Below are 20,605 nucleotides of genomic sequence, written 5' to 3' on the forward strand. Positions count from 1 at the left end.
GCAGTCATGAAAACCACGCAGGCGTTTGGACGCTGAATGTGGCGCTTTACCAGCCTAAATGCAAGCTTGAGCGGGCTTGCAAAGGCGCTAAAAAAGCAAAGTTTGGGGAAAACTGGTCTAAACGCATCAATTGAAAAAGCCGCCCCTTGGGAGCGGCCTTATCTTTTTGCCAAAGCTTATTCTTCGATCAGGCGGCGCAGCAATTCCAGTTCTTTGGAAAGGTTGGTGTCTGCTGTCTTCATCTGCTCAACTTTGCGCACAGCGTGAAGCACAGTGGTGTGATCACGACCGCCAAAACGCCGTCCGATTTCAGGCAATGAGCGCGGTGTCATGATCTTTGACAGATACATAGCTATCTGTCGTGGCCGGACCACTGTACGTGTGCGCCGATTTGAGAGCATCTCGTTGCGCGGGACATTAAAGTGCTGGGCAACCACGCGCTGAATATCTTCAATACGCACTTTTTTACGTTCTTCCGCGCGGGTCAAATGACCAAGAATATCGTCAACACGGTCCAGTGATATGTTCTGCTCAAATGATTGGCGGAAAATCAGCTGGTTGAAAGCACCTTCGAGTTCACGGAAGCTTGATGAGACTGTCTTGGCGACATGTTGCAGGACATCTTCGGAAATGTTGAGTGTGGCATCGTCTTTGCGCGCATCTTCCAAGCGCTTTTGAAGCATGGCATGGCGCATTTGATAATCAGGTGTTTCAATTTCCAAGGAAACCCCACCCTTAAGGCGTGAGCGAACACGCGGGTCAAGCGATTCAAGCTCTGAAGGCGGGCGATCAGCCGCCACAACAACCTGCTTTGCACTATCGAGCAGTGTATTGATCAGGTGGCAGAACTCAGATTGAATTTTCTCGCCCTGAAGAAACTGCATGTCATCGATGATAAGAAGATCAATTTCATTAAGGGCGTCTTTGAATACCAGTGCCTTGCTATCGCGGATAGCGCTGGCAAAACGCCACATGAAATATTCAGCAGTCAGATATACAACGCGCTGGTTCGGATTTTTTGCTTTCGCTGCATTGGCAATCGCTTGTAGAAGGTGCGTTTTGCCAAGCCCCACTGAAGAATAGAAGAAAAGCGGATTAAAGCGTGCTGCATTTGCACCTTTATCAACGGCGGTACGGGCAGCAGCAAGACAGACATTGTTGGACGGGCCTTCGATGAAGTTATCGAATGTATAACGGCTATCAATGGGAGAGCCGAGAACAGTGCCACGCGCAGCCTGTTCCTGTGCGGTACCCATAATAGCTGCCTTGTTCAGCATTGATCCTGGCATGACCGGATGCTTGCTGTTTGGCGCTGTTGTTTTTGCCATTTGCTCTTTGGAAGCGACAGCTTTGCTCGCATTGGCGCGAACGGCGCTGCGTACAACAACATCAACCTTTAGGACGCTCGGCTCTTCTTTTTGCCAAAGTGCCAGCATGTCATCAAGATAGTGGCTGTTGATCCAAGTGCGCAGAAAGGGGGTCGGAACCGATATGGTGATAACGCTGCTGCTGGATTGCTCGAGCTTTGCGCGTCCAAACCAGCTTTGAAAGACCTCAGCGCCGATCTTGGCTTTGAGCAGTTGGCAAACACGGTCAAAAATGCGTGATTGCTGCTTATTGGACACGTCCAATGTTTCGTCCTGAATTGCCGCTTCCTCTGCAGCTTTTGCGTCTGTCATCGAACCGAGCCCCTCTGTCGCACCGCATTCCTTGGGCTGCGAAATCCGGACATGTTTGGAAACCAGTTCTCCGATATTCATAGTCTCTGGTTTATCCGATTTCTTTGCGCCGTTTAAATGCATTGTGCGAAGTTCCTTTATTTAATTTATTGCCGCTATCAGCCGTTTCTTTTTATTCTTGCCGACCCCCATCGGCGCATGATCTCCAAATTTAGGATGCAGAAATCCGGTCGCAAAATCGTAGATTTCACGTGTTAAACTGCATATCATTAGTGGCAATGATCGAATGTAACCGATCCAGGCAGAGAAGCGCTCATTGTTCGTGCAAGCAAATTTTTTGCTCGCCTCATTCAGGATCCCCACCCTGAATGCCCCGTTAAGGTCTCTCGTTCTGTGGATAGAGATATACCGCTAAGAGCAGGTTGTGATCAAGACGCGTTTACTCAAATTTAACGAATCAAAAGGCTTGATAAATACCTCAAAATCGGACTCACCAAGGCCGTTTTTGGCTAAATGTTTGGGATTCCACAATTTCTTTTTTAAGCGGTTTGGTTGGGCCTGCTCAGAAAAAAATTTATAAAAATTAGCTTGACTCTTACATGGTCTGAAAGACTCACTTTGAAGGGCCTTTTGTTAAGTGTGCGTCATTCTAAGCTGTTGATTTTTAATAATAAATATTTTTCATCCGGATTCAGTGTGACATTTCAATGACATAGTGAAAAGCCTGACTGGTTACCTTAGGAGAGTGTTTGCCGGCTATTTATTGTGATGTTCGAAAGAGTGCGGCGCAACAAAAAACCCGACCAAAATGGCCGGGTTTAATGTAAGAAAATATGTATCAGAAATTAAGCTGAAATTGCCTTAATGCGTGACGCCAAGCGCGACACTTTACGTGATGCTGTGTTCTTGTGGTAAACGCCTTTACCTGCCGCGCGCATCAATTCAGGCTGCGCAGCTTTAAGAGCTTCAGCAGCGGCGCTCTTATCGCCTGAAGAAATTGCTTCTTCAACCTTACGTAGGAATGTACGAACACGGGAACGGCGCGCAGAATTTACTTCAGTGCGGCGAGCGATTTTGCGTGTCGCTTTTTTAGCGGATGGTGTGTTTGCCATAGTTGCCTCAAATTGTCGTTCACTTGAACGAATAAACCTTAGCCAGCTTGCGAATCTTTATGAAACGAATGTGGCGCAAAAAAACAGTATGGCGACCAATGGCCGCCAAGTTGAAGCTGCTATAATACCAATGTTCTTGTACGTCAACGGTTTTTGCACATTGAAGTATCATGCAGCGACAATTGTTCACTAGCGGTTTTTAAACGAAGGCGAACGCTTTTCAATAAAAGCTGTCATTCCTTCTTTTTGGTCCTCCAGCGCGAAAGTTGAATGGAAGACGCGTCGTTCAAAGCGCAGCCCCTCTTCGAGCGTTGTCTCATAAGCGCGGTTGACCGCTTCTTTGGCAAGCATGACTGACGGAAGGGAATAATCGGCAATCTTTTGCGCTGTGCTAATCGCCTCCTCCAAAAGCTCTCCATCGGCAACCACGCGCGATACAAGCCCGCAGCTCTCTGCCTCGTCAGCATTCATCATCCGGCCGGTTAAAATCATATCCATTGCTTTTGCTTTGCCAACAAAACGCGCAAGCCTTTGAGTGCCGCCAATACCAGGCAGAATACCCAAGGTTATTTCCGGTTGGCCGAATTTGGCGCTGCGGCCCGCGATGATAAAGTCACACATCATGGCGAGTTCACATCCGCCGCCAAGCGCATAACCGGAGACTGCCGCGATGATCGGCTTGCGAATGGCCGGAATTCCAAGCCAGCCCGCCATCGTGTCTGCCAGAAAAGCCTCAGCGAAATCCAGCTCCTGCATTTCCTTAATATCGGCGCCGGCCGCAAAAGCTTTTTCCGACCCTGTGATGACAATGGCGCCCACTTTTGCGTCTTCATCAAATTCGGAAAGCGCCTTGCTGAGTTCTTCAAGCAAAGCGGAGTTTAGCGCATTGAGTGCTTTTGGCCGGTCAAGCGTGATGAGGCCCGCACGGCCGCGCTTTTCGACATTTATATTCTTATAGGCCATTGGAGTTCCTTCTTTGTGAGCTCTAAATTAAGTGTGTTGCCAAACGCTGTGCCTCATTATCTTTGGCATGTTGAGCAGTAAAAAGTCGAGCGCCCGCTTTGGACGATGCGCTTGATGGTGCCATCGCAACTGGTTTTTTTACAAGGCGCACCCTCTTGGTCATAGACCGCAAAACTGTGCTGGAAATAGCCAAGTGTGCCATCGGTTTGCATGTGATCGCGCAATGATGACCCTCCTGCTTTAATGGCATCGGCGATGACTTCACGGATATGGCCTGCAAGCGCATGACAGCGCGCTGTTGCTGTGCCTTTCTTACGTGTCAAAGTGCCTGCTTGGCGCAAAGGCGAAAGACCGGATCGCCATAGCGCTTCACACACATATATATTGCCAAGTCCTGCAATGAGCTTTTGATTAAGCAGGGCGGACTTCAATGTTGTCTTTTTAGCGTTGAGCATCAAGGCAAGTGCATCACCGCTTAACTGGTTACCAGTCGGCTCCAGGCCTAGTCCGCTTAAGTGAGGATGCTCGTGTATAAGGTGCGTCTCGCCCATAAACATAAAACCAAAGCGGCGCGGGTCATTGTAGATAATCTGTGCCTGATCGCCGTTGGCTTGTTTTATGTGAAAGACGACATGGTCGTGCGCTTCAAGTTTTGTGTGCTCATGGTAAAGCTGTACCATATGCGCATTGTGGGTTCGAAAAGATCCGGACATGCCTAAATGACAAACTAGGACCAGTCCATTATCAAAGTTGATCATGAGATATTTGGCACGGCGCGAAAGGCTGTTTACCGTTGTGCCTTGAAGTCGGGCGGCCATATTGTCGGGAAACGGGAACCGTAAATCGGGACGGCGCAATTCCACGCGCTCCATGACCGCGCCTTGCATTGTGGGTTCAAGGCCGCGCCTGACTGTTTCAACTTCTGGTAATTCAGGCATTCGGTTTAATCTTGTCCATGAAAGAGGTTCCGTATGGGCCGGATGTTAAACCCAGATGATCGGCAATCGTCTCGCCAATATCCGCAAAGCAATTGCGTATACCTATTTCTGCGCCGCTCGTATCTGATCCTTTGAGTAATCCGATGACAGGAATACGTTCGCGTGTGTGATCGGAGCCTGTCCATGTCGGATCGCACCCATGGTCTGCTGTAATGACCATTAAGTCGCCGTCTTTAAGAGACGCAATCATCTCCGGTAATCGCCTGTCAAAATGTTCCAAAGCGGCAGCATAACCCGGTACATCGCGGCGGTGACCGTAAAGCTGGTCAAAATCGATAAAGTTTGTGAAAACCAGATCACCGCTTTGTGCATCATTCATGGCTTTCAGTGTGGCATCGATAAGGGCATCATTGCCATTGGCTTTTCTTACGTCGCTAACTCCTTGGTGGGCGAAAATATCGCCAATTTTACCCACCGCGATGACCTGCTTTCCCGTTGCGGTCAGTCTATCCAACAAGGTAGGTTCCGGCGGAAGAACAGAATAATCGCGGCGGTTGCCCGTTCTAACGAAATCCTCTGCTGTCTCGCCCTTAAAAGGTCGTGCGATGACCCGCCCAATATTATAAGGATCGACAAGCTTTCGCACGATCTCGCACAAAGCATATAATCGCTCTAATCCGAAATGGCTTTCGTGCGCCGCGATCTGAAACACAGAATCAGATGACGTATAGAAAATTGGAAGCTTGGTTTTGATATGTTCCTCGCCGAAAGCCGTGAGCGCATCAGTCCCTGACGAATGACAGTTTGCCAGCGAACCTTCAGTGCCGGCTTCTTTATAAATATCATCGAGAAGCGTTTGCGGAAATGTTGGAATTTCGTGAGGGAAATAGCCCCAATCAAACGTAACGGGCAATCCGGCAATTTCCCAGTGTCCCGACGGCGTATCCTTACCGTTGGAGACTTCATCGCTCACACCCCAGAACCCCACCAGAGATGATGCCTGTTTTGTGCAGGCAAGGGAATGGTTGCTCGCAAGCTCCAGTGCATGAAAGAAACCTAACTTTGCCAGATTGGGGCAATGAAGTGATCCTTCACGCAGCCCCTTTTTGTCAGCTTTACCGTTTTCGGTGTGCTCCAGAATATGGCCAACAGTGCTTGAACCTTCGTCATTGAACAGAGTAGCATCTTTAGCGCCGCCCAATCCGACTGAGTCCATGACAAAAAGAAACGCTCTGGCCATATTGAGTCCTAATATTAAGCGGGCTTTAAGAGTCTGTTGATTGGCCCATAGTAAATAAATCCTTATATAGGTTCCAGATGGTTGCGGTCCACCAATGTTTAAAGCTCAAAGGTCGTCGATGAGTAGAAAACGAATTGAAACAGTATCTATATCTTTATTGATGTCAGCGATGTTGACTGCGCCGGCTTTGGCTGACTGGCGCAGTGACATGGGTGTGTTCCGCGTCGGCATTTCTGCTCTTCACGGTGAGCCGCCACGCAAAGGCAGTTTTGACCTGTTTCGCAAACATCTTGCCGAGGCGCTGAATATGCCGGTTGAAATTTTTCAGGCTAATGATGCGTCCGCGCTCATCGATGCTGTCGCCGCTTCACGTATCGAATATGCGATATTGCCAACAGCGGGTTTTGCAACGCTCGATGCTTTTTGCTCATGTGTTGTGCCGATAGCGGCTCCGGTGTCTGAAAATGGTGCCGATAGTGTTCGCTCGGTATTGATTGCCAATCAGAAAGTTATGGCCGACTTAAACGATATTGAGGGGCGGAAAATTGCTGTGGGACCGGCTTCTTCGTTAACAGGCTTTATGTTGCCTCATGCTTTTTTCCGGCCTGCAGAAAAACAACTGGGTGAAAGTGGTGCGGACATTGTCCAAACAGCAAGCCAGTTTGAAGCAGTAAGACTTTTTCAGGCAGGAAAAGTTGATGGATTTTTTGCTTGGGAGCACGCAACGCAAGGCACGGAAAAGCGATATGAGAATGAGTTTTTAGATAATGTGGGAAAAGATTCAGAGTTGGAACCTGCCGTTTTATGGCGTTCGGAGGCGGTTCTATATGGGCCGCATACTGTACGCAAAAATCTGCCTAAAGAAGCCATAGACGCGATTAGAGACGCTCTTGTATCAATAAATGAAAAGGAGCCGCTGGCATATGATGCCATTTCGCCTGAGCTTGGCGGCGCTATGCAGGCGGTATCGAAAGAAGATTATAGTGTGGCAAGCCAGATGGTGCGGGCCTTGGCGGAGCAATAGGCCTTTTCAAAAAGGCTAAAAGCTGAATTTAACAGTCACTACATTTAACAGTATCGGTGATACGCGGGCGCAACCAATACTCCTCAGACATGTCGATCGCAGTATAGGTGTTGCCGTTTGAGTCTGTTTTCGAACCAAGCGCCCAAGTTACGATAGGCCGGTACTCGATTTCAGTCGTAACTTTAACGAGGAAAGTTTCATCGATGATCAAACGCTTGGGTACGCCGATTTTAGTACCGTTGCCGGAGCCAAGTCCATTGTCAAACTTACCCTTATTATAACGGCGCGACCAGATGATTTCTCCGCCTTCAGGGTGGTCTTCATCCACATCTATGCCCACAATTGTGATTTTGGGCTGGTCAGCGGTATAAGGAAACATAATTGCCGCGCCGATCTCCAACATCGCATCGAGCGTTTTTCTGTCCACTTCTGATTGTTGTGTAACCAGATCCGCAACGGTACTTGCAACACGTGCTGCGCGTTTGTTGACAGTAATTCCCGTAGAGATTTCAACCGTACCAAGATACATTGCCAAAAGAAGCGGAACGATAAGCGCGAATTCCACTGCAGCCATACCGCTTTTGTTTTTGCGAAATCCATTAAAAACGCCGCGGAACTGTTTTTGCCTGATTGTTTTTGTCATGCGTAATGTTCTCAAATTGCGGACTCTAGAATGGTTCGTTTTGCCAAGTGGAGGAGGAGTAAAGAAGGGTTTTGCCGTCTTCCAAGCCTGAAATATGTGATTTCATAATATCGGTAATGACCGGCCAGCGATAAAAAACACGCAAATGATTGATGGTGCCGGCACCGCCGGGTGCATAGGTAAAGCCGGTTGTGTCCAGCTTCTTTGGATTTTCCATCGGAATCGTTTTCGGCACATCCGAGAATTTGGCATAAGATTTCAGATCGAACTCAAGATCAGGGCAACCGGATGATACCATTATCTCCAGATCGTTGCAGATCATCGCGCGGAATTGTTCTTTATTCGTGGTTTTTGGGTCGATTTGACCGGTACGCACCTTTCGCGCGGCCTGATCAACCGAATTGGCCATTACCTGTTGTGCCGTAAATGAAAGCGATGTTTCCAGAACAGCAAAAACAATCATAATAAAGGGAATAGCGAGAATACCGAATTCAATCGCTGTTGCGCCGTCTTTATTATGCTTAAACCGGCTTAAGGCGAAACCAAGCCTGCCAATTTTTCCAAACCTACGCACGTTGCCTGCTCCTGCTTCAGGGTTCGGTGAAGCGTAGCGCAAAAATCTTTAAAACTTCTTTCATAAACGAATAGAATGTCTAGCACGCACCAGATTGGCACGTGCTGCGTCTAAACACTTCAAGGCACTTATGAGTTAATCATCATCGCCTGAATCGTTTGCTTCACTCGTCGCCGCGATGGCCTGTAGTTCAGCTTCGGTAAGGTAGGCGCCTTCACATTCAGGTTCACACGACAGATTTTCTATTTCCGCGCGGCGGTAAACCCGCAAAATTGATGACGTGTCACGGCTTACAGCGATGCGCTCGTCCAATATAGGTGTTCCTGATTCATCAAGGATAACAAGGTTTGTACGCCCGAATCCGCGCCCCGTTAGAACAAGTGTTTCTGCATCCTGAATGGTTACGTCTGCTATCTCGGGGTTTCCGACAATTACTGTCGTTGCAGGGCGTGATAGTTTTACAATCTTTGCATTGTTCAACTCGACTTTAATTGCAGCAGCATTTGAATGCGCTACTGGTTGAGTTTCTGCTACATAATCTGCCGCATGGGCTGCAGCCACAAAATGAGTACCAGCTATCAGTGCTGTCATACAGAATAGTTTAACACGCGAGATCATGACTTAACTCCAAACATATCTGATAGCTAAAATTGCGCAGAAAACTGAAGGAAGCATTAACCATAGCGCTTTTGAGTGAATTATAGAGGATAATCTGTCGGTATAGTCAGTAATCTGCATAGCGGTCTGAGAATCTTGCTTCAAACGAAGCACTAGGCTGGCACTCTATTTTGCAGCGCAAGGTCGCTGTTTGTGTTTGGTTTACGCTTACGCCGTATTGTTGGGCCGATTAAGTTTTGGCATCTAACTATTCGAGCAATCCATGAGCGAGCTTTCGATCACACCTGTTATCTTATGTGGCGGAGCCGGTTCACGTCTTTGGCCAATGTCGCGGGACGAAAAGCCCAAGCAGTTTCACGCACTTTTCAATGACCGCTCTTTATTGACCAATACAGCTTCCCGTATTCCGGTTGGCATCCATAACGGTCTTGCGGTTGCACCGCCGATCGTGCTCGGCAATGCACAGCTCGAGCAGATGTTTCATGGCGCTTTAAAAGAGTTTGAGACCCAGCCTAGCAATATTCTATTGGAACCTTCCGTACGTGACACAGCAGCGGCGATCGCTGCGGTTACAGCATTTGTAGCGGCTCGCAATAATGATCAGTTGGTTGTCGTTTTGCCGTCCGATGCGCGCATTGATAATCATGAAGTTTTTCTGGATGCGATTGCAAAAGCTGCCCGTACCGCATCGAAGACAGATGCTATTATGACATTGGGTATCGCCCCGTCGCGGCCGGAAACACAATATGGATATATTCAGCAAGGTGAAGTATTTGAAGAAGGGTTCCGGGTAGAAAAATTCCGCGAGAAGCCTGATTACACAACAGCGCAAAAATATGTGGCGGAAGGTAATTTTCTCTGGAACGCGGGTATGTTTTTATTCCGTGTTGGCCGGATGGTGGAGGAGTTTGAAAGGCTTCAACCTGAAATCTGGGACAAAGCGAAAAATGCTGTTGAGCTGGCCGAAACAGATGGCCCTTTTGTGTTTCTGGACCATGATAATTTTAATATCGCGCCCAAGCTCTCGATGGATTACGCCATCATGGAAAAGGCCGATAATATAGGCGTTATTCCTGCCAGCTTTGATTGGGACGACCTTGGGTCATGGACCCAGCTTTACGAAGCAGCCAGTAAAGATGGCGATGGAAACGCGCTCTATGGCGATGTTATCAATATAGAAGCTAAGAATAACTATGTTCGCGCTGATGATGCGCTGGTTGCTATTGCGGGCGTTGAGGGGCTGACAGTAATCGCTGAAGATAACAAGGTTCTTGTTGCACGCACTGAGAAGGCGCATCTCGTCAAGGATGTGACGACGGTCTTCAAGGCTGATTATGCCTATACACGCAAGCGGCATTGGCCGAAAAAGCAAATCCAGCAATGGCTTTTCGAAAAAGCTTTGCCTCTGTGGGCTGAAAAAGGGATCGATTATGAAAATGGCGGCGTTCACGAAGCGCTGACCTTTGATGCCGAGCCAGCCCCGCATATGCAAAAACGCCTGCGGGTGATCGCAAGACAGATTTACTGTTTCTCTCACGCTTCGCTGCTTGGCTGGAAGGGCGATTCAGACAAAATTCTGCGGCACTGTTTCGATACGCTGATAAATACCGGTTGGCATGAAGATGGTGGTTTTATCCATCTTTATAATCCTGACGGTACGGTGTTGGATGATACGCGCGACACCTATGACCAGTGTTTTGTCTTGCTCGGTCTTTCATGGCTTTACCGCGCTAAGGCTTGGCCGGAAGCGCGTAAATGGGCCGACAAAACATTGGCTTATATGGATAGCCACTTAGCAGATACCGTCAATGGCGGCTATTTTGAGGATTCGAAAGGCTCTTTGCCGCGCCGCGCGAACCCCCATATGCATTTCCTTGAAGCAATGCTCGGCTGGTATGATGCAACGGGCGATAAGCGCTTTCTGGATAGAGCGCAGGCAATGGTTCAGCTCTTCGAGCGGCATTACTATGATCGCATAAGCGGAACGGTGACTGAGCGTTTTAATGATGACTGGTCAGCCATAGCAAAAGGAGATGCTGATCTGTCTGTCGAGCCAGGTCACAGTTATGAGTGGGCGTGGTTGTTGATGCGCTATAACTCATATCGCTCAACGCCGCGCCTTGAAGCTAAAGCCAGAGCAATTTATGCGGCGGCGCGTGCGTTCGGTCATCATGAGCAAACCGGTGCGGCTGCAGATTATATGCAGCCCGATGGGACAGGCGTAAGCGATAATGCGCGATGCTGGCCTCAAACCGAAGCACTCAAGGCTGCCATTATTTTTGAAATAAACGGGCTTTCGGTTGCAGCAAGTCACCGCAAAATGATGTTGGATGTATTGCTCACGCGCTACCTTAACGGTCCGATCGACGGCGGTTGGTATGACGCAATTAACACCGAGGGCAGGGTGACTGCCCCCGATATGCCATCAAGTACGTTCTATCATGTTTTCTGCGCGCTTGCAGAGCACATTGAACGCTAATTGAAAGCAGTAGATCGCCCGAATAATCAGGCGCTCTGCTTGCCTTCATCACTGAGCAGCGGATCGATAGCTGAGGGATGGAACAATACGGTTTCAGGCTTTTCGCGTGCAATCTGGCGCTGAAGATTGGCTTCGGCATCCGTACCGAATGTTTGTTCCCATTGGCGCAATGTGTGCTGATATGTGTCGAGCACATGCATGATTGCTGTCTTCTGCTCACGGCTTGCATGGGCAACCATATCAACTGCGATACAAAGAACATGATCAATTTCCGCGCTGTGAAGTCCTGTCACCGGAACAGCAATAACCGCTTCCTTGTTGATGTAGCCACATGACAGCTGGCGTGTATCAAGTGCTGCGCCGATAACGCCAATGGGTGCTTTACCACTTTGGTAAGCGGCAATAGCGGGGGGGAGATCAACGTCTTGAGGGGCCTTTACAATTGTGTGGTCACGCTCTTGTGCAAGGTCCATCAACGCAATCCATCTGACACCGTCAACAACGCGCGACACTGAGGCGAGCGTCTTGCGGTTGTCGAATGATAAACGGCTGTCTGCCAAAGCCAGTGAGCCCAGCGCATCGCGTACCGCAGGCGAAAGCGCATCTTCCGGACGGCTTGTGCCGACTGTGACGGTCTTTGCTTGATGGCGGATAGTGTCGATCGGTCTTGATGTCTCTTCAAATGCTTTGCGGATAGGCTCGCTTGCCGCCTCGGCCACAGCCTTAAGTCCGGCTTCATTGCCTTTGTTGGCCATCAATTGACGCGAAATATTGGCGATTGTGGCTGTATGGCTTGCACCGAGACCGGAGTTGAAGGCCCCTTCGATTGCCTCTTCGGTAAATGCATCAACCATATCAATGATTTTCTCAACATCGGCAGCATTGTCGCCCATTGCAAGCAATTCAAGTTCGACCATGATGAGTTTTAGTTTCTGTGCGCCAACATCAATTGCGCGGGCCGCATGGAAGCCGAACAAATGGCCTGCAACTGTGGCCAAAACAAATGCCAGATCGCCGCCAATTTTCGGTAAGGCAATAACGCGTTCGGCATAATCACCAAAAGCGTCCGCATCTGCACCTTCCGTTGCAAAGACAATAGGCCGGCCATTATGGGCTTTGAAAATGGCCGCTTCCTTGACCACATCGCCAACAAGATCACCCGGCAGGTCATTTGCGATAACCAGTGTTAACGGCTCTGTTGAAAGGTCGATATGTTTCTTGTCTTCGGTGTAATCGACAGGAATGGATTTGTAGCAAAGCTCGGACAATTTGATACGGATCTCAAGCGCGGCCACATGATTTACGCCTGAACCTGTAACAGCCCAATAACGCGCATAGGGCGCAAGGCTGTGAGCACATTCTGCGATATGTGCTTCATTGGCCAGAACGGAGGCAACATGCGCCGGTAGTTTTTCCAACTCGCCAATTTCATAGGCAAGCTCAACATCGGTCATTGTCTGTAATTGGTCTGCCAGAAACATGGCTGTTAGCTTGCCGGCAGTGATTTGACTGTAGAACGCCTTTGTCGAGGCAACAGACATCTCCACATCGCGACCATCAGATGTAAATAATGCTGAGTCTGCTTTGCGCACGAGATCGGAATTGCGGCGGTTTACGATGGCATGAACAAATGCACCGCGTTCTCTGGCCAGATCAACAGCACGGTTTGTGTCAGTCGTCGTTCCTGATTGGGAGACGGCAATCACCAAGGCGCGGTCAAAATTATAGGCTTCAATGTCAGCAGACAGCTCGGATGACCGGATAGCCATTACCGGAATTTTCCGGCGCGCATCGCGCCCCAGTGCTTTTTCGATCAAATGGCCAATGCCAACCGCGGCCACACCGGCCGTACCTTGGCCGATTACATAGACGCGCGACAGGCCGCCTTTTAGATTTTCACGCAAGCCCTGCCAGATGTCTGTCGGCAGGTCGTTGAAGGCAATAAACGACCCTTCGCGCCGATAGCGCCCGCGCAGCGTTTTTGCCACGCTTGCAGGGCCGTCATTGATTTCCTTTTCAAGAAAATGATCGAATGCGCCGCGATATATGTCACGTGCGAAGATCTGGTTGTTCTCCGCCTTCACTTCGACGGACTTGCCGTCAGACACAGTGCGCATATCAATTATGTCGCTGTTTCCGGTAAGCTTTATGACGGAGCCACCTGCCACTGAGCGTGCAAGATTATAGCTTGTTAAAGCGGCATTGCAGAGACCGTACACCTCTGATGCAAAGATCCAACCATCTTTCAGACGTGCAGCGTGCAATCCTTGCCCTGAACCTTTTTGTGCAAGAAATACCGTCCCGGGGTGGAATGGGTCGATGCATCCGATAGCAACAGATCCATCGAGCCTGCGTGTTGCTGCACGGAACTGCTCCAACCGGTCATTATCCATGCTTGCAGAGATACGGTCGGTTATGGGGATGATTTTTGCGTCGGTTGTAATCGCGGTATCAACGGCCAGATCTCGCTTGGTTACAAACTCTTCCAGCAGTTCCATGTGGTTGTCCACATCACCATTGAGCGCATACATCGCGCCAAGTTGGGTCTCCGTACTGTCTGGCATATCACTTGAAAGGGAAGGGTTGTGCGGGTGGCAATTGGCGACAGAGATAACACCATGCGATGCCCAGCGTGTGTGCGATAAAATGCTTGCGCTTATTGCATGGGCGGCAATCGACCACAGAACGGCATCACCAGCAATTGAAGCACGCAGGGCCGCGCCGTTATCACCGAGGCGCCCGACGAGGTTTGCTGTCTTGTAGACAAAGGTCAGGCTAAGTCCGCCATCATTGCGGGCTTCCTGATAAATGGACATATCTCCGGCATGTGTGTCTTTGCGGCGTTCATTATAACTTGCCGTTAAACCGCCGTTCATCGACGAAACAGCGTTTTCATCAACGTTGATTTGAATTGCAATGCCCGCAGAATCGCGTCCGCGCACTTCAAGTCTGTCGATAGAACGAAGTACATATTCCGAGGCAATGGCGACATGCAAAGCTGTGCCGGTGTTCAGATCGGCTTTAACAGCCAATTTCCCTGCAGCTTTTGCATGGTCTGCTATTTCGGCATGAAGCTGCCAGCTATAATCGCGCAGGCTTTCGATCAGCGGATCAAGATCGGTACGTCCTGCTTGTGATAGAGCGGTGAGCGTTTTTTCGTGTGACGATAGCGTGTCGGATAATTGGCGAATGTTGTCCTCGATTGTGGTGTCAAGAACGACTGCGCGCAGTGTGGATATTGCCATCAGATCGCTGAAACGTTGCTCAAGGACAGCCACGATAGACGACAACCCCTCAGCGGCATCAGCACCATCGGGCAGCGTTTTGCTTTTTTGTGCAAGGTCTAGCAACCATTCAAGGTTAGCCGTTTCAGTAGAAAAATTATTGCTGATAAAGCCGGCAATTCCGCACATCTAGATAGCGCCTTATAACTGAGAGTTGTTAAACTATAATACCCGTCCTTGCGGGTGCTTATAACTATAAATATGGCGCTGACAAATCACTCAAGAAAAATCAGAGCGCGCTTTTTCACATGATCTTGCAATATTGTAATTTAGGTTACCATTACGCAAGGCTTTGTATTGGATGTTCAAGGGTCTGTGCCCGCCCTTATTCCGCCATTTTTTGGGGTTTGTATAAAGTATAGCGGCAGAAAATGCCGAATTTGTCTCGATAACCCCCATTGTCGCACAAATTGGATGACGCATACCCCACTTCCCGTCATTCCAGAATATTGATAATATTGCCACCGTGAAGAAATTCACACGGTGGCTTTTCTTTATGTAATCCACGGTTTCAGTCTTTGACAAACGTCGGCGTCCGGCTCATGTATGCCAAAGATTAGACAAACCATATGGAGAGCTTCATGTCCGCCCCAAATTCAGTTCTTGAACATATCGATGCCCAACTGGACAGCAGTGTGACGCATTTGTTCGAACTTCTGCGGATTAGATCAATTTCGACGGATCCGGCTTTCAAAGCAGATTGTCGTAAAGCGGCTGAATGGCTGGTTGAAGACCTTAAATCCATCGGTTTCGACGCGAGTGTTCGCGATACGCCAGGTCATCCGATGGTTGTTGCTCATCATGGAGGCCCATCTGAAAATGCGCCCCATGTATTGTTTTACGGTCACTACGACGTGCAGCCCGTCGATCCACTGGGCTTGTGGGTTGATCCGCCGTTTGAGCCAAAAATCAAGGAAGTTGACGGGCAGAAGGTCATTACAGGACGCGGCTCTTCTGACGATAAAGGACAATTGATGACCTTTGTGGAGGCATGCCGCGCATTCAAAGCAGTGGAAGGCTGCTTGCCCTGCCGGGTCACGATCCTGTTTGAGGGTGAGGAAGAAAGCGGCTCACCATCGCTCGTTCCGTTTTTGAAGGAAAATGCCGAAGAACTGAAATCTGATTGTGCTTTGGTTTGCGATACAAATATGTGGGATACTGACACACCTGCTATTTCTGCCGGTTTGCGTGGCTTGCTGGGTGAGGAAATCATCATCAAAGCTGCGGATCGCGACCTTCATTCAGGTTATTTTGGCGGTGTTGCTGCCAACCCTATTCATATTTTATCCAAAATTCTTGCTGACCTTCATGACGATAAGGGCCGCGTTACAATCAATGGGTTTTATGATGGTGTTAAAGAAACACCAGAGGAGATTTTGGAGAGCTGGAAAGCGCTGGGCCGTACAGATGAGGACTTTTTGGGTGCAATCGGTCTTTCAAAACCGTCAGGAGAAGAAGGGCGTTCAGCGCTGGAGCTGGCTTGGGCGCGCCCGACAGCTGAAGTAAATGGCATCACCGGTGGTTATACCGGAGAAGGCTTTAAAACAGTGATCGCGGCTGAGGCATCGGCAAAAGTTTCCTTCCGTCTGGTCGGTGATCAGGATCCGCATGCTATCCGCAGAAATTTCCGTGCATTTGTTGAAGATCGCGTGCCGGAAGATTGCTCTGTTGAATTCAAAGAGCATGGCGCTTCGCCGGGAATTCAACTGCCTTATGATTCTGAATTATTGAATAAAGCCAAAGATGTTCTGTCTGAAGAATGGCCAAAACCGGCGGTAATGATCGGAATGGGCGGGTCTATCCCGGTCGTCGGGGATTTTCAGACCTTGCTGGGTATGGACTCGCTTCTTGTCGGGTTTGCACAATCTGACGATCGTATTCACTCGCCGAATGAGAAATATAACTTGAAGTCATTCCACAAAGGCCAGCGTTCTTGGGCACGTATTCTCGCCGCACTTGGCTAACTGATCTCCATCAAGATCATTAAAAAGCGGCAAGTTGCATAAACTTGCCGTTAACGCCCCTTTAAACGCCATATTTTATAGTCACACGGAAATACCGATTTTGCAGTGAGTACGGTGATTCTGGTCTGATGATATTTCGTAAAAAGCCGAAAAAACGCGTCGAGCCGCGTTTTGCCGATCACCCGTCAAAAAGAGCTGCGGCAGATTTTTCTGTAACGGATGATGATCGTGCGGCGCGCCCACCCAAAAAACGCACCAAAAAAGCGACAGCACGTAAGGCACCTGCAAAGGCAAAATCAGGCACAAAGCGCAGAAAGAATAACCGGAGTGCGAAAGGCCGTTCGCGAAACCGTGGCCGCGGTTTTATTGGCGGACTGTTCTATTGGTCTTTCATTATGTGTATCTGGGGCGGTATCGGGATTGTCGGTATTGTTGCCTATTACGGCGCGCAAATGCCGTCCGCATCGACATGGCAAATTCCAGATCGTCCGCCAAATGTAAAAATCGTGTCAGTCAATGGTGCCTTGGTTGCCAATCGCGGAACCACCGGAGGGGCCGCCGTAGGGTTGCATGACATGTCGCCCTATATTCCACAGGCAATCATAGCGATTGAAGACCGTCGCTATTATTCGCATTTCGGATTTGATCCAATTGGTTTTATCCGTGCTATGATGCGCAATGTTATGTCTGGCCGCTTGGTGCAGGGCGGGTCTACGATTACCCAGCAGCTTGCAAAGAATCTCTTTCTTTCACCGGAACGCACTATGGGCCGCAAGGTGCAGGAATTGCTGCTGGCGCTATGGTTGGAGCAAAAATATTCCAAGAGCCAGATTTTGGAAATGTATTTGAATCGTGTCTATTTCGGTTCGGGGGCTTACGGCGTTGAAGCCGCCAGCCGCCGTTATTTTAACAAAAGCGCACGTGATGTTTCATTGCCGCAGGCGGCATTGCTGGCAGGCTTGGTCAAGGCGCCATCGCGTTTATCGCCAGCCAAAAACCCGCAAGCCGCCGAGGCACGTTCGCAGATTGTACTTTCTGCAATGCGGGCACAAGGCATGGTGTCTGATTCAGAAATGACTGCGGCGCTTTCAGGCCCGACCACCAAGGCTGCGGCCTATTGGACCGGTTCTGAAAACTATGTTGCAGATCATGTGATGGATCAGGTTCAGGAACTTATCGGTGAGATCAAGCAAGATGTCATCGTTGATACGACTGTCGATCTATCACTTCAGAAATTCGGCGAAGAGGCAATACGCGAGCTGATTGCTGAAAATGGTGAAAAGTTAAAGGTTAGCCAGGGCGCGTTGGTTTCAATCGACGGAACAGGCGCCGTTCGCGCGATGGTTGGTGGCTATGATTATGCCAATTCACAATTTGATCGTGCTTCGGAAGCCAAAAGACAACCGGGCTCCAGCTTCAAGCCATTTGTGTTTCTGGCTGCTCTTGAAAATGGAATGACACCGAATTCCGTGCGCAATGATGCGCCGATCAGAATAGGTAAATGGTCACCGGAAAACTATAACGGGAAATATTACGGTCAGGTCACACTCACGACAGCGCTCTCCAAATCTCTAAACTCGGTCGCTGCTCAGCTGATCATGGAAAATGGTGCGGGCAATGTCGCCAAGACAGCGCATCGCATGGGCATTACGTCGAAGCTGGAAGCAAATGCCTCTCTTTCCTTGGGAACCTCCGAAGTTACACTATTGGAACTGACAAGTGCATATACGCCATTTGCAACCGGTGGTTATCGCGCCAAACCGCATATGGTTCAGCGTATTACGACAATGGAAGGCAAGGTGCTCTATGAGCATATTCCGCAGTCGGCACGCGTGATTTCGGCTGATGTTGCGGGCATGATGAATGCGATGATGGCGCAGACAGTGCGCAATGGTACCGCACGCGGCGCAAAGTTCAATCACGCCGCAGCAGGAAAAACCGGCACCAGTCAGAGCAACCGTGATGCGTGGTTCATCGGCTACACGCGCAATCTGACAACTGGCGTATGGTTTGGCAATGATGATGGTTCGCCGATGAAAGGGATTACCGGTGGAGGACTTCCGGTGAAGGCTTGGCATTCATTCATGGTCAAAGCACATGAGGGTGTGCCGGTTGCCGATTTGCCGGGCTATCAACCGATTACGATCGTGCCGCAACAGCGCCCTAACGATCTGATGGTTCAGCGCCCCTCTGTGCCGGTTGGCGGCAGCAATGCAGCGAATTTGGAGCAGCAAGTTCTCGATAATAGGATAACGGCCTCTAACCCGCGTCCAAAGGTCGGGGTAGGCGAAAATGTTGCGGGCAATGACAAGCCGCGTTCACTGGTTGATATTATTCTGGGGCGTTAAGAGCATCTTTCAGCGGTTGTAGTTCCGCCTCATAATTCAACCATGCTTGTGAACTGGCTTTATACATGGCCTGGCGAACCTGTCCGGCACTGGCGGTGCGCACCGAGCGTTTTGCATTTTGGAAGTCAAGGCAGTTCTCGTCCCATTCGAGGCCGCAAACCGCCACTAGGTCACGCGTTGCCTGCTCTTGATTTTCTGTTAGCTGATCGTAGTCAACTGTGATGATGCGGTCAGGAAATTGTTTCTCCCAAAACTGCATCAAATCCTCATACAGCCTATAGTAGTGAGCGATCGTTTCCAGCTTCCATTGATAAGCAAGCGCAACAGTTGGAAAGCATGTTCTATAAATCGACCAGCAAATAGCCATTGGGTCGCGCCTAATGTGCAAAACTTTTGCTTCCGGCAGGGCTGTTAGAATAAACCCGATCCAGCGAAAATTCATTGGCAGCTTATCTGTAAATGCGCTGGCGCCATCCGGCGCTTTAACTTTCGCAAGATAATTGGCGCGAATATCACTAAGGACATTCTGGTCGGGGGCCGTGCTTTCGGCATTCTTCTTCAAATGGGGTATAACAGCCCGGCCCAAATGGGGTAATTCACCAGCGCCATATACATCGCTGTGACTGGCAAGAATTTGTTCGACCAAGGATGTGCCTGAGCGTGGCATTCCGAGGATGAAAATTGGCCTGGCCTTTGCCGGTTCTTGCCGTGAAATTTGAGGACAGCCATTGGCAAAGCAAGCTTTGATTTTCTGAAAAACAGGTTCCTGTTCTTTCGGATTGTAGCTGGCCTTCTGTGCACCCAGCTCATTGGCTTGTTTGAAGTGCTCAAACGCCTTTTCATATTCACTTACATCGTCGAAGGCTTTGCCGAGTGCGAAGTGAATGTTCATCAAAGCTTCAGGGTGATTTTTGTGATGATCAAGCTCTGATAAGAGATGTTTGAAGGCCGGATCATCCTTCTGTGTTTTTCGAAGTGAATAAAGGCTTCGCGCTATTTCCGCTCTGTGAGGCGACACTTTTAATGCTGCTTGATAATATTTCTCAGCCTGTTCCTTTTCGCCTGTTTCAAAATACAGGTTTCCAAGGCTGGAAAGCGGCTCTGCAAGATCGGGCTTTAGCTGGGTTGCTTTTTGAAACGCCTTTTTAGCCTCTTCAATGTCACCTAATTCATGCAGTGTGTTGCCGAGCGCCATATAGGCTGTCGCAGATTTGGGATCCGATGTGATTGCATGGGTGAGAACGCTGCGCGCACGCTCATAGTCGCCGATAATATTGAGTGTATTGGCAAAATTACTCAGAATATTGGCATCGTTCGGTTTAAGCTGAAGTGCGGCCTCATAATTTGAAATGGCGTTGGCATAATTGCCTGCGCGTTCAAAAATATTGCCTATAATATTAAACAGAAAGGCGCTCTGTCCGCATTGCTGTATCAGCCCGTTGGCGAAGTTTAGCGCCGCTTGCAACTGGTTGTCGTTAACAGCTTTAATGAGTTTTGCTTGCTCATCCGGTGTGACTGAGCGTTTTTGACCTTTGGAAGGGGCTTCAAGTGACTGATAAGCTTCAAGCGCACGCTTATTGGTCGGGAAGCGCTCCAAAACGGCTTCATAAAGCGCGCGCGCTTCTTCCAGCTTGCCAGACTTAGCCAAACTCTTGGCTTGTTTTAGAGACTTATCGACAAAGGTCATTGGTGCTTTTCGTTTAGTTTAAATGGAGTTGGGCTTCCTGTTCGAACGGAAA

At 49.2% G+C, this 20,605-nt stretch carries 14 protein-coding genes; 4 read left to right on the forward strand and 10 right to left on the reverse strand.

What is annotated here, in order from left to right; all coding sequences use genetic code 11:
• Positions 1 to 176 precede the first annotated feature (176 nt).
• The 5 genes from dnaA to SU32_RS06215 all read right to left on the reverse strand — a co-directional run bounded on the left by dnaA (position 177) and on the right by SU32_RS06215 (position 5,932).
• On the reverse strand, positions 177 to 1,802 hold the full coding sequence (gene dnaA / locus SU32_RS06190; protein WP_053998475.1) for a chromosomal replication initiator protein DnaA: 1,626 nt from the start codon (positions 1,800 to 1,802) through the stop codon (positions 177 to 179).
• Positions 1,803 to 2,524: 722 nt separating this feature from the next.
• A complete protein-coding gene (gene rpsT / locus SU32_RS06195) occupies positions 2,525 to 2,791 on the reverse strand; it encodes a 30S ribosomal protein S20 (RefSeq protein ID WP_053998476.1) in 267 nt (88 codons plus the stop codon).
• 189 nt (positions 2,792 to 2,980) lie between these two features.
• The gene (locus tag SU32_RS06205; protein WP_053998478.1) at positions 2,981 to 3,754 is read right to left on the reverse strand and encodes an enoyl-CoA hydratase; all 774 of its coding nucleotides are present in this window, start codon (positions 3,752 to 3,754) and stop codon (positions 2,981 to 2,983) included.
• A gap of 56 nt (positions 3,755 to 3,810) precedes the next feature.
• Positions 3,811 to 4,692: a bifunctional DNA-formamidopyrimidine glycosylase/DNA-(apurinic or apyrimidinic site) lyase gene (gene mutM / locus SU32_RS06210; protein ID WP_053998479.1), complete on the reverse strand. Its 882-nt coding sequence runs from the start codon at positions 4,690 to 4,692 to the stop codon at positions 3,811 to 3,813.
• The gene (locus SU32_RS06215; RefSeq protein ID WP_053998480.1) at positions 4,685 to 5,932 is read right to left on the reverse strand and encodes a phosphopentomutase; all 1,248 of its coding nucleotides are present in this window, start codon (positions 5,930 to 5,932) and stop codon (positions 4,685 to 4,687) included. Before SU32_RS06215 ends, mutM begins: the two co-directional genes overlap by 8 nt.
• 118 nt (positions 5,933 to 6,050) lie before the next feature.
• On the opposite strand from SU32_RS06215, the gene SU32_RS06220 reads away from it, so the two are divergent.
• Positions 6,051 to 6,956 (forward strand): phosphate/phosphite/phosphonate ABC transporter substrate-binding protein, encoded by a 906-nt coding sequence (locus SU32_RS06220; protein WP_160316295.1) that lies wholly within the window; start codon positions 6,051 to 6,053, stop codon positions 6,954 to 6,956.
• Positions 6,957 to 6,984: 28 nt separating this feature from the next.
• Here the strand turns inward: SU32_RS06220 and SU32_RS06225 are convergent, their stop codons facing one another.
• From SU32_RS06225 to SU32_RS06235, 3 genes are all read right to left on the reverse strand, one after another.
• Positions 6,985 to 7,599 carry a TadE/TadG family type IV pilus assembly protein gene (locus SU32_RS06225; RefSeq protein WP_053998482.1) on the reverse strand — a complete coding sequence of 205 codons (615 nt, stop codon included), beginning with the start codon at positions 7,597 to 7,599 and terminating at the stop codon, positions 6,985 to 6,987.
• A 25-nt stretch (positions 7,600 to 7,624) separates the two neighbouring features.
• On the reverse strand, positions 7,625 to 8,173 hold the full coding sequence (locus tag SU32_RS06230; RefSeq protein ID WP_053998483.1) for a TadE/TadG family type IV pilus assembly protein: 549 nt from the start codon (positions 8,171 to 8,173) through the stop codon (positions 7,625 to 7,627).
• Between the two features lie 135 nt (positions 8,174 to 8,308).
• Entirely contained in the window at positions 8,309 to 8,791 is a 483-nt protein-coding gene (locus SU32_RS06235) for a pilus assembly protein N-terminal domain-containing protein (protein ID WP_201454891.1), read from the reverse strand.
• Positions 8,792 to 9,053: 262 nt separating this feature from the next.
• Between SU32_RS06235 and SU32_RS06240 the strand changes: the two genes are divergently transcribed.
• Positions 9,054 to 11,270 (forward strand): AGE family epimerase/isomerase, encoded by a 2,217-nt coding sequence (locus SU32_RS06240; protein WP_053998484.1) that lies wholly within the window; start codon positions 9,054 to 9,056, stop codon positions 11,268 to 11,270.
• 26 nt (positions 11,271 to 11,296) lie between these two features.
• Here the strand turns inward: SU32_RS06240 and SU32_RS06245 are convergent, their stop codons facing one another.
• The gene (locus tag SU32_RS06245; protein WP_053998485.1) at positions 11,297 to 14,683 is read right to left on the reverse strand and encodes an SIS domain-containing protein; all 3,387 of its coding nucleotides are present in this window, start codon (positions 14,681 to 14,683) and stop codon (positions 11,297 to 11,299) included.
• Between the two features lie 452 nt (positions 14,684 to 15,135).
• Here SU32_RS06245 and SU32_RS06255 point away from each other — a divergent pair, with 452 nt between their 5' ends.
• Complete coding sequence (locus SU32_RS06255) at positions 15,136 to 16,518, forward strand: M20/M25/M40 family metallo-hydrolase (RefSeq protein WP_053998487.1); 1,383 nt, start codon at positions 15,136 to 15,138, stop codon at positions 16,516 to 16,518.
• Between the two features lie 128 nt (positions 16,519 to 16,646).
• Entirely contained in the window at positions 16,647 to 18,866 is a 2,220-nt protein-coding gene (locus SU32_RS06260; protein ID WP_053998488.1) for a transglycosylase domain-containing protein, read from the forward strand.
• Here the strand turns inward: SU32_RS06260 and SU32_RS06265 are convergent.
• Complete coding sequence (locus SU32_RS06265) at positions 18,850 to 20,553, reverse strand: tetratricopeptide repeat-containing sulfotransferase family protein (protein ID WP_053998489.1); 1,704 nt, start codon at positions 20,551 to 20,553, stop codon at positions 18,850 to 18,852. The two genes, SU32_RS06260 and SU32_RS06265, sit on opposite strands and share 17 nt — an antisense overlap.
• Positions 20,554 to 20,605: the final 52 nt, after the last annotated feature.

It is taken from the genome of Ahrensia marina (genome assembly GCF_001293565.1).
Taxonomy (GTDB): domain Bacteria; phylum Pseudomonadota; class Alphaproteobacteria; order Rhizobiales; family Rhizobiaceae; genus Ahrensia; species Ahrensia marina.

Bases quoted from the DNA above. Each gene is read 5' to 3' on its own strand.
- dnaA (WP_053998475.1), bottom strand. From the start codon at position 1,802: ATGCATTTAAACGGCGCAAAGAAATCGGATAAACCAGAGACTATGAAT.
- rpsT (WP_053998476.1), bottom strand. From the start codon at position 2,791: ATGGCAAACACACCATCCGCTAAAAAAGCGACACGCAAAATCGCTCGC.
- SU32_RS06205 (WP_053998478.1), bottom strand. From the start codon at position 3,754: ATGGCCTATAAGAATATAAATGTCGAAAAGCGCGGCCGTGCGGGCCTC.
- mutM (WP_053998479.1), bottom strand. From the start codon at position 4,692: ATGCCTGAATTACCAGAAGTTGAAACAGTCAGGCGCGGCCTTGAACCC.
- SU32_RS06215 (WP_053998480.1), bottom strand. From the start codon at position 5,932: ATGGCCAGAGCGTTTCTTTTTGTCATGGACTCAGTCGGATTGGGCGGC.
- SU32_RS06220 (WP_160316295.1), top strand. From the start codon at position 6,051: ATGAGTAGAAAACGAATTGAAACAGTATCTATATCTTTATTGATGTCA.
- SU32_RS06225 (WP_053998482.1), bottom strand. From the start codon at position 7,599: ATGACAAAAACAATCAGGCAAAAACAGTTCCGCGGCGTTTTTAATGGA.
- SU32_RS06235 (WP_201454891.1), bottom strand. From the start codon at position 8,791: ATGATCTCGCGTGTTAAACTATTCTGTATGACAGCACTGATAGCTGGT.
- SU32_RS06240 (WP_053998484.1), top strand. From the start codon at position 9,054: ATGAGCGAGCTTTCGATCACACCTGTTATCTTATGTGGCGGAGCCGGT.
- SU32_RS06245 (WP_053998485.1), bottom strand. From the start codon at position 14,683: ATGTGCGGAATTGCCGGCTTTATCAGCAATAATTTTTCTACTGAAACG.
- SU32_RS06255 (WP_053998487.1), top strand. From the start codon at position 15,136: ATGTCCGCCCCAAATTCAGTTCTTGAACATATCGATGCCCAACTGGAC.
- SU32_RS06260 (WP_053998488.1), top strand. From the start codon at position 16,647: ATGATATTTCGTAAAAAGCCGAAAAAACGCGTCGAGCCGCGTTTTGCC.
- SU32_RS06265 (WP_053998489.1), bottom strand. From the start codon at position 20,553: ATGACCTTTGTCGATAAGTCTCTAAAACAAGCCAAGAGTTTGGCTAAG.